The sequence below is a fragment of the Veillonella fallax genome (genome assembly GCF_020687175.1).
Taxonomy (GTDB): Bacteria; Bacillota; Negativicutes; order Veillonellales; family Veillonellaceae; genus Veillonella; species Veillonella fallax.
Map to the genome: position 1 here is coordinate 1 of NZ_JAJEQD010000033.1, position 7,373 is coordinate 7,373.

At 40.0% G+C, this 7,373-nt stretch carries 5 protein-coding genes; all 5 read right to left on the minus strand.

The window, feature by feature from the left end; translation table 11 throughout:
• Positions 1-191 precede the first annotated feature (191 nt).
• The 5 genes from LKD20_RS09325 to LKD20_RS09345 all read right to left on the minus strand — a co-directional run bounded on the left by LKD20_RS09325 (position 192) and on the right by LKD20_RS09345 (position 7,161).
• A complete protein-coding gene (locus tag LKD20_RS09325) occupies positions 192-1,145 on the minus strand; it encodes a magnesium transporter CorA family protein (RefSeq protein WP_105089862.1) in 954 nt (317 codons plus the stop codon).
• Positions 1,146-1,448: 303 nt separating this feature from the next.
• Complete coding sequence (locus LKD20_RS09330; RefSeq protein WP_227721592.1) at positions 1,449-3,581, minus strand: heavy metal translocating P-type ATPase; 2,133 nt, start codon at positions 3,579-3,581, stop codon at positions 1,449-1,451.
• Positions 3,582-3,835: 254 nt separating this feature from the next.
• On the minus strand, positions 3,836-5,368 hold the full coding sequence (locus tag LKD20_RS09335) for an ABC transporter permease/substrate-binding protein (RefSeq protein ID WP_105089864.1): 1,533 nt from the start codon (positions 5,366-5,368) through the stop codon (positions 3,836-3,838).
• A gap of 172 nt (positions 5,369-5,540) precedes the next feature.
• Positions 5,541-5,873, minus strand: coding sequence for a YolD-like family protein (locus tag LKD20_RS09340; protein WP_060923691.1), 333 nt, complete (start codon positions 5,871-5,873; stop codon positions 5,541-5,543).
• A 4-nt stretch (positions 5,874-5,877) separates the two neighbouring features.
• On the minus strand, positions 5,878-7,161 hold the full coding sequence (locus LKD20_RS09345; RefSeq protein WP_227721593.1) for a Y-family DNA polymerase: 1,284 nt from the start codon (positions 7,159-7,161) through the stop codon (positions 5,878-5,880).
• Positions 7,162-7,373: the final 212 nt, after the last annotated feature.

Genomic DNA, 7,373 nt, shown 5'->3' on the forward strand with positions numbered 1-7,373 from the left:
TAAGGCTATATTTTGCCATAGAAAAACCGACCTCCTTAACGTTAAGATTTTTGGTCTAACATTAAGGGGTCGGTTCAAAGCCAGCTTTTTCCATGTGTATTTAATGTTGAGTAAAGTTTTCAACTATTTACTATCAAATTATACTTTCATCTATTTGCTACGGAATTAAGCATTCAACTAACTCTCAAAAATTAGAACAAATCTTTTTTCCACATCCCAATAATGGCAATAATAGAGCAAAGTAGTGCAATGCCTACAACCTCATAGAAGCCATTTGGATCCTCTTGGAATGGCAATGGCACGTTTGTCCCCCACAAACTAAATACGATGGTAGGAACTGCCATGGCAATCGTTAGAGTAGCCAACATTTTCATAACCAAGTTAAGGTTATTAGAAATGATGGATGTAAAGGCGTTCATCATGTTCATCAAGATATTAGAGTACATTTCAACCATCTCGATGGCCTGTTTATTTTCGATAATAACGTCCTCTAGTAAGTCCTCATCCTCTTCATACATCTTGAGGAGGTGTTTATAGGAGCTATGGCCACGCAAGCGCAATAGACGTTCCATAACAGTACCATTTGTGCGCAATGCAGAGGTAAAGTATGTCATGGATTTCTGTAATTCCAACAATTGGAAGAAGTCTTTATTTTTTGTAGTATGACGCAATTGGATTTCAATATCGTCGGTACGACGGTTGATTTGTTGCAAGTAACGCAAGAACATAGTCGCTGTACGATACAAGATTTGGAACAAGAAACGCGTCTTTTTGTATGTATAGAACGTAGAAATCTGATTAGAAATAAATGGATACAATACTTCGGACTCTTCTAAGCAGATGGTAATGAAGAAGTCTGGCGTCAAGAAGATACCAAGCGGTACTGTATCATACATATCGTTACCGCGGATAACCGGAATATTAATAACGATAAAGATGTAGTTATCCTCTAACTCCACGTGAGAACGTTCTTCCATATCGAGAGCGGTCTTTAAAACGTCCGTTGGGATTTCCGTCAAAATATTGATAAGGGATAACTCATCGGGGTCTGGGTTCACCAAATTTACCCAAGAACCTTTTGTGGCATCTGATACAGTGCTATCGGAAACTAACTCTTCTTCTATATGTTTATACACCGTAATCATGCTATCCCTCCTTCCAACGAACTTATAGTAATCATCTAATAAATTATATACTATTTTATAGCTATTATTCAATTCAATTGTGAAAGTTTTGTGTATCTAGAACATACATATACATTTTTATGTCTATTTATGATGTACAAATGTATATAGTAAAAGTATCGTAAATGTTTAATCCACACAATAAAATAACCTCTAAGTTAGTCAGTTACTAACCTAGAGGTTATTTATATCAACCCTAATCATTCAGATCAGGAGAATGTAATTTATTTCGTTCCTCTACAGAGATATAAACTCTGCTTTCACTTAATTGCGGCGCAAGATACGAACAGAGTTCAAGATACAAAGGATGGATACGCCAGTATCACCAAATACTGCCCACCACATGGATGCATAGCCCATGAGGCCAAGCGCCATGATAAGGATTTTAACAGCAATAGCGAATACAACGTTTTGCCATGCTACACGCAATGTCGCTTTGGACAAGTCAAGGATATGTGCAATAGCAGTCAAAGATGGACGCATGAACACAACATCTGCTGCCTCGATAGCCGCATCAGCACCACTACCCATCGCGCCACCTACATCAGCACCTGCAAGTACTGGAGCATCGTTGATGCCATCCCCTACGAACATAGTTGGACCATATTCAGAGCGAATATCTTGTACAACGGACAATTTATCTTGAGGCAACAACTGAGCACGTACAGCACTTACGCCAGTTTCTTTAGCGATGTAATTCGCACTTGCTTCAGCATCACCTGTAAGCATAACAGTTTTAATATCTTGACCATTAAGATTAGCAATCGCTTCAGCAGAGTCTGGGCGAGCTTCATCGGCGATGATGATACGACCTAAGTATGTATTGCCTTCTGCAACAAGAACTTCTGTGCCATATTCAGCAGCTTCTGTTGGATAGCCTTGAACATTATAGCGTTCCATAAGACGACGGTTACCAATAAGTACTTGTTGACCATCAGTCATACCTACCATACCTTCACCAGCTAACTCTTGAACGAAATCTGAAGGTTCCACTGTAAGGCCTTGATCTTTTGCTTCAGACACGATGCTTGTTGCGATTGGATGTGTAGAAACGGCTTCAATAGCTGCCGCCATGGATAACAATTGACTGGAACTTACATGAGAGCCTACAGTTTCTACGCTGTGAACTTTGAACTCACCAGATGTGATGGTACCAGTTTTATCAAGAGCTACGGCTTTCACATTAGCCAATGCCTCGATAACACGACCACCTTTTAATAAGATACCGTGTTTAGACGCATTGCCGATACCGGAGAAGAATGCAAGTGGCACGCTAAGCACCAATGCACATGGGCAAGAAATAACGAGGAATGTTAAGGCTGTGTAAATCCATTTATGCCATTCACCTGTAATAAGGGATGGAATAATGGCAACAGCAAGAGCAAGGAATACAACGATTGGAGTGTATACGCGAGCAAAACGCGTAATGAAACGGTCGATTTTAGGTTTAGAAGATGCTGCATTTTCCACGGCATCAAGAATTTTAGTAACCATGGATTCTTCAAGAACCTTATCTACACGCATTGTAATGCGACCAGATTCGTTGATACAACCAGACATAAGTTGAGTGCCAGGTACGGCGCGAACAGGTACAGGTTCACCTGTTACAGGCGCTGTATTAACGCGTGTTTCACCTTCAAGCACTGTGCCGTCTAGAGGAATTAAATCGCCAGGACGAACTTCGATAGTCCAGCCTACTTCAACCTTTTCAGGAGCCATAACTACGATTTCACCACCGCAGTCTGTATCTACAACCCGCACCTCTTGAGGACGCATATCGACAGCGTTCATGATTTCTGTACGACTACGATCAGTTGCTTTTTCTTCGAAGAACTCACCGATACGGTAGAACAAGATAACGCCTACGGCTTCAGGCAATGCATCGATAGCAATAGCGCCCAATGTAGCGATAGACATCAAGAAGTTCTCGTCGAACACTTGGCCTTTTAAGATATTGCGACCTGCGATGCGCAATACTGGGAATGCAAGAAGAATATAGGCAATATAGTAAATTGGAGTTTCGATAGACTCTGGCAAGCCGATGGACGGCACAACTGTAGTCAACCCTTCGTAGGCTATGAATAACAAGCCTGCTACGATGACTGCAATTGTTACAGCATCACTACCACGATCCTGGTCAGAACCATGATCATTCATAGCCGCTTTAGATTTACGTTCATAATCTGCTACGGTTACGCCCTCTTCGATGGTATCACAAATGTCTTGAATGTCACGTTTAAGAGCTTCACGGTCTTCCCAAGAGCCGGTTAATTTTAATTGATGTGTAGCAAGTGTGAAATTTGCAGTCTCTACCACATCCATTTTACGGATACGATCTTCAATTTTTGCTGCGCAGTTCGGACAGTTCAAATCCTTCAATAGCAATGTTTCTTCCATGATATCTCCTTTGATAATAGTGAAATCTTCTATCCTGTATTGTAAATTAATAGGTAATATTTTTCTAATACTTATTAGACATATCTTGTTTCATATCTTGTTATATATGTTCCTAAACATTTTTCATCAGATATTTTATTTATATGAATATCTGTTCATATGTTTATATTACATCAAAGGAGATTAAATGTCAATACAAAATCATATTCAACATATATCAAATTTTATTTACTTTAGTTCTAACTATATTCACCTTATATCAAATTTCGTTCTACCAGGAATTTATGTGCTACATCAGCTGGCAGTTGGTGTTCCGTTTCAACGGCGTAATTCATCTTCGCCATCTCTTGATCTGTAATCGTATGATTCAAACTTTCTAATACAGGGCGCAGTTCAGGATGAGCAATCAATACTTCGCTACGCACCACATTACCAGACATATAAGATGGATATAAATGTTTATCATCTTGTAACACCGTAATCGGTGTAATACTTAATTGACCATCAGTCGTGAATATCGGCATTGCATCCACCTCATCACGACCAATAGCCGTATATTTTAGCCCTATATCCATATCTTTAGTAGCTTTAAAACTCATGCCATACACGCGTTGTAATCCAGCATAGCCATCTTCACGTCCAAAGAAATCATATTCCCCTCCTAATGTTAGGGATGGTGCTATACGAGCAAGATCCGAATACGTTTTTACGCCATAACTCTGAGCAATTTCATTACGCACTCCTATGCCATAGGTATTATTAAAACCGTACATGCCGACCCACTCAAAATTATATTTCTCTTTATAGGCCTGTGAAAGCTCATTAAATAGACTTTCATCATACGTATCTGTACGTTTTAGCACAGCAGACCAAGCCGTACCAGTATATTCAGGATATATATCAAATTGGCCAGAAAGCATAGCTGGTTGAATATTTGATGTACCACCACCGACACCTTCTGTAACCTCTACGGTTAAATCAGTCTTCTTCTCGATTAATTCTTTTAAGATATTCCCCAAAATAAGCTGTTCCGTCATAGGCTTCGTTGCAATATGAATAACATCAGTCTTCACATGACGGCAATACATAGCCCAGCCACCTATACCCATCGCAATTATCATCATAATCGAAACAAATATAATCGTATAGCGCTTCATATGAGGGCTAATACGCGTTACTCTTTCACCTAGAGAAAAGAGAGCATCAACGGTAATGGCTAATAGGGCAATCAGTAGACTGCCTGCAATTGTCAAAGCACTTTGATTCGTTGTAATCCCCCTATAAATCGCCACACCTAAGCCACCAGCACCAATAAAGGATGCAATACCTGTCAAGGCAATGGTCATAACGAGCATAGTCCGTATACCAGCCATAATAGTTGGCATGGCCAAGGGAATCTCTATATTCCACAAACGTTGAATCCGCGTAAGCCCTAACGCAATTCCCGCTTCACACATAGATTGATCAATTTGGTTAAGACCAGTAAATGTATTTCGTACCATCGGTAATAAGGCATAGATAACCAATGCAATGATAGCGGTCGTATTACCAACACCCGATACATACAACAAAAGGCCTAACATCGATATAGATGGAATCGTATATAGGAAATTAACCACTACCATAACGGGCGCAGCTAGCCGTTTATATTCGTATATAAACACACCCAATAATCCACCGATGATGGTAGCAATAACAGAAGCTAATACTGAAATTTCTATATGTTCCCATAACAACTGGAGGAAAAAATCATAGCGATTGATAAGTAATGATATGACCTCATGCATTACAGATACCGCCTTTCTCATAAAACAATACAAAGAGTATATATAGTCATATAACAGCTAATCATATAGGGTATTTTTATACGAGAATATAATTAAATTACAACCCTTTTCATCATTGTATACCGAATCACACCTTAACTCTAGCCCTTAAACCATATATAAAGACAACTCTTTATATTGTCATATCATACAGATTCAATTCCTTAATAGATCTAAAGGGAATATCTATGCCTTGAACAGATATAATTTGCATTTGCGCACTAATCATATCAACAGCCCCTATAAGCTCTGTATATCTTTGTTTATTGTAGTAAACAATTCGCACCCATTCTCCGCAATGTATAGTCTGTAAAACCTTATTTAACTCATCTACTTGATCCTCCGATAGCTCTACACGATGCTCTTTAGGCCGTGCCACAGCTGCCAGTAATACTTCAAATCCCTTTAATGCCGCAAAGGGCATAAATTGTTTCGCCCGTTGTAAACGAGACATACGATGTTTCATTAATTTATTCTCCGTTGTGACCACCCACCAAGGTATTTCTAAAGCGCATAGTCCCTTCCTCTTGCAAGCTAGAGGCACGTAAAATAGCATTTTTACCGAACTGCTCCTTGATAGATAACATCGCCTCATGTACTTGCCGCTCCTTTGCCTCTTCCTCCGTCGCAAGGGCGCTAAACAAATCTACCTCCTGAGGTATAGCAGAGCGATTGACTAAATCCTCAAAGCTTACGCCTATACGCCGTATAAGTTCATTTTTATGGCAATGTTGTTCATATAATTTAATTACTGCCGTCGTTAATGCTTGCAATGAATCAGTGTACTGTTTAAGCTTTTTAGAACCTCCAGTAGAGCGCACCATATCATCTGCATAGCCAATATGAACATGAATATGGTTCGTAACCCCTTTGATTTGTAAAAGCTCTAATACCAAGGACTCCACCATTTCTCGCATAGGCACGTAGGCCTCTTCGTAAGTATAGTTACGCAACAAAATCTGGCTATGCGAGATAGAATGCTTAATAGGACGATACGCATGGATATCTGCAATCGTACACGGCTCACGGCCCCAAGCATGATCGATAATGAGCTCTGCATTAACACCAAATTCCTTGTACAACTTGGCCTCTGGAACCATGGTAATACCATGCAAATCATAAGCTCCATATTTATGTAAGCGGTTGGCTATGCCCTTACCAATCTGCCAAATGTCGGTCAAGGGCTGATGATACCAAATTTTCTCTTTAAAGAGGCTTTCATCAAGATATCCTATAAAATCAGGCGCATGTTTTGCCAGGATATCGAGAGCAATCTTGGCAAGAAACAAGTTTGTTCCAATCCCAACGGTGGCATAAATCTTGGTCGCCTTGAGCACCGCATCAAGTAGCATCTGCGCTAGCTCTCGAGGCGTTTTCTTGTAAAGTGGCAAGTAAGGAGTTATATCAATGAAATACTCATCGATAGAGTACACATGCACATCCTCCGGTGCCACATACTTGAGCAAGGTCCCATAAATCTGAGCGGATACCTGCATATACCGCTTCATATGGGGCTTTACCGTTAAATATTCAATGTGCGGAGGAATCTCAAAAAGACGACTGCGATTCTTAACGCCTAACTTTTTTAAGGCCGGTGAAATAGCCAACGTAATAGCCCCTTTGCCACGAGACCCATCGGCCACTACCAAAGGCGTTGTAAACGGATCCAGCCCCAAATCAGCGCACTCCACAGACGCGTAAAAACTCTTCAAATCAATGCACATATACATCCGATCCGTATCAGCTGAACCCATATCAACACCTCCTTAAACCGCTAAATCACTAGATTTTACAAGAATTATAAAAAGAATAATTTCTATGATTAGTATAACAAAAATGCTGAGTATTTTCAAACATATGTTTGTTATTATAAAGGTAAATTTATAGAAAAATCAGAACCACCCGTAAAACGGGTGGTTTGCTCACGGGCTATAAGCCCGTAGTACTAGGCCAGCGTCTAAAGGCG

What these genes read in the sequence shown, in the direction of transcription:
- LKD20_RS09345 (WP_227721593.1), bottom strand. Translation starts at nt 7,161, where the DNA reads ATGGGTTCAGCTGATACGGATCGGATGTATATGTGCATTGATTTGAAG.
- LKD20_RS09330 (WP_227721592.1), bottom strand. Translation starts at nt 3,581, where the DNA reads ATGGAAGAAACATTGCTATTGAAGGATTTGAACTGTCCGAACTGCGCA.
- LKD20_RS09340 (WP_060923691.1), bottom strand. Translation starts at nt 5,873, where the DNA reads ATGAAACATCGTATGTCTCGTTTACAACGGGCGAAACAATTTATGCCC.
- LKD20_RS09335 (WP_105089864.1), bottom strand. Translation starts at nt 5,368, where the DNA reads ATGCATGAGGTCATATCATTACTTATCAATCGCTATGATTTTTTCCTC.
- LKD20_RS09325 (WP_105089862.1), bottom strand. Translation starts at nt 1,145, where the DNA reads ATGATTACGGTGTATAAACATATAGAAGAAGAGTTAGTTTCCGATAGC.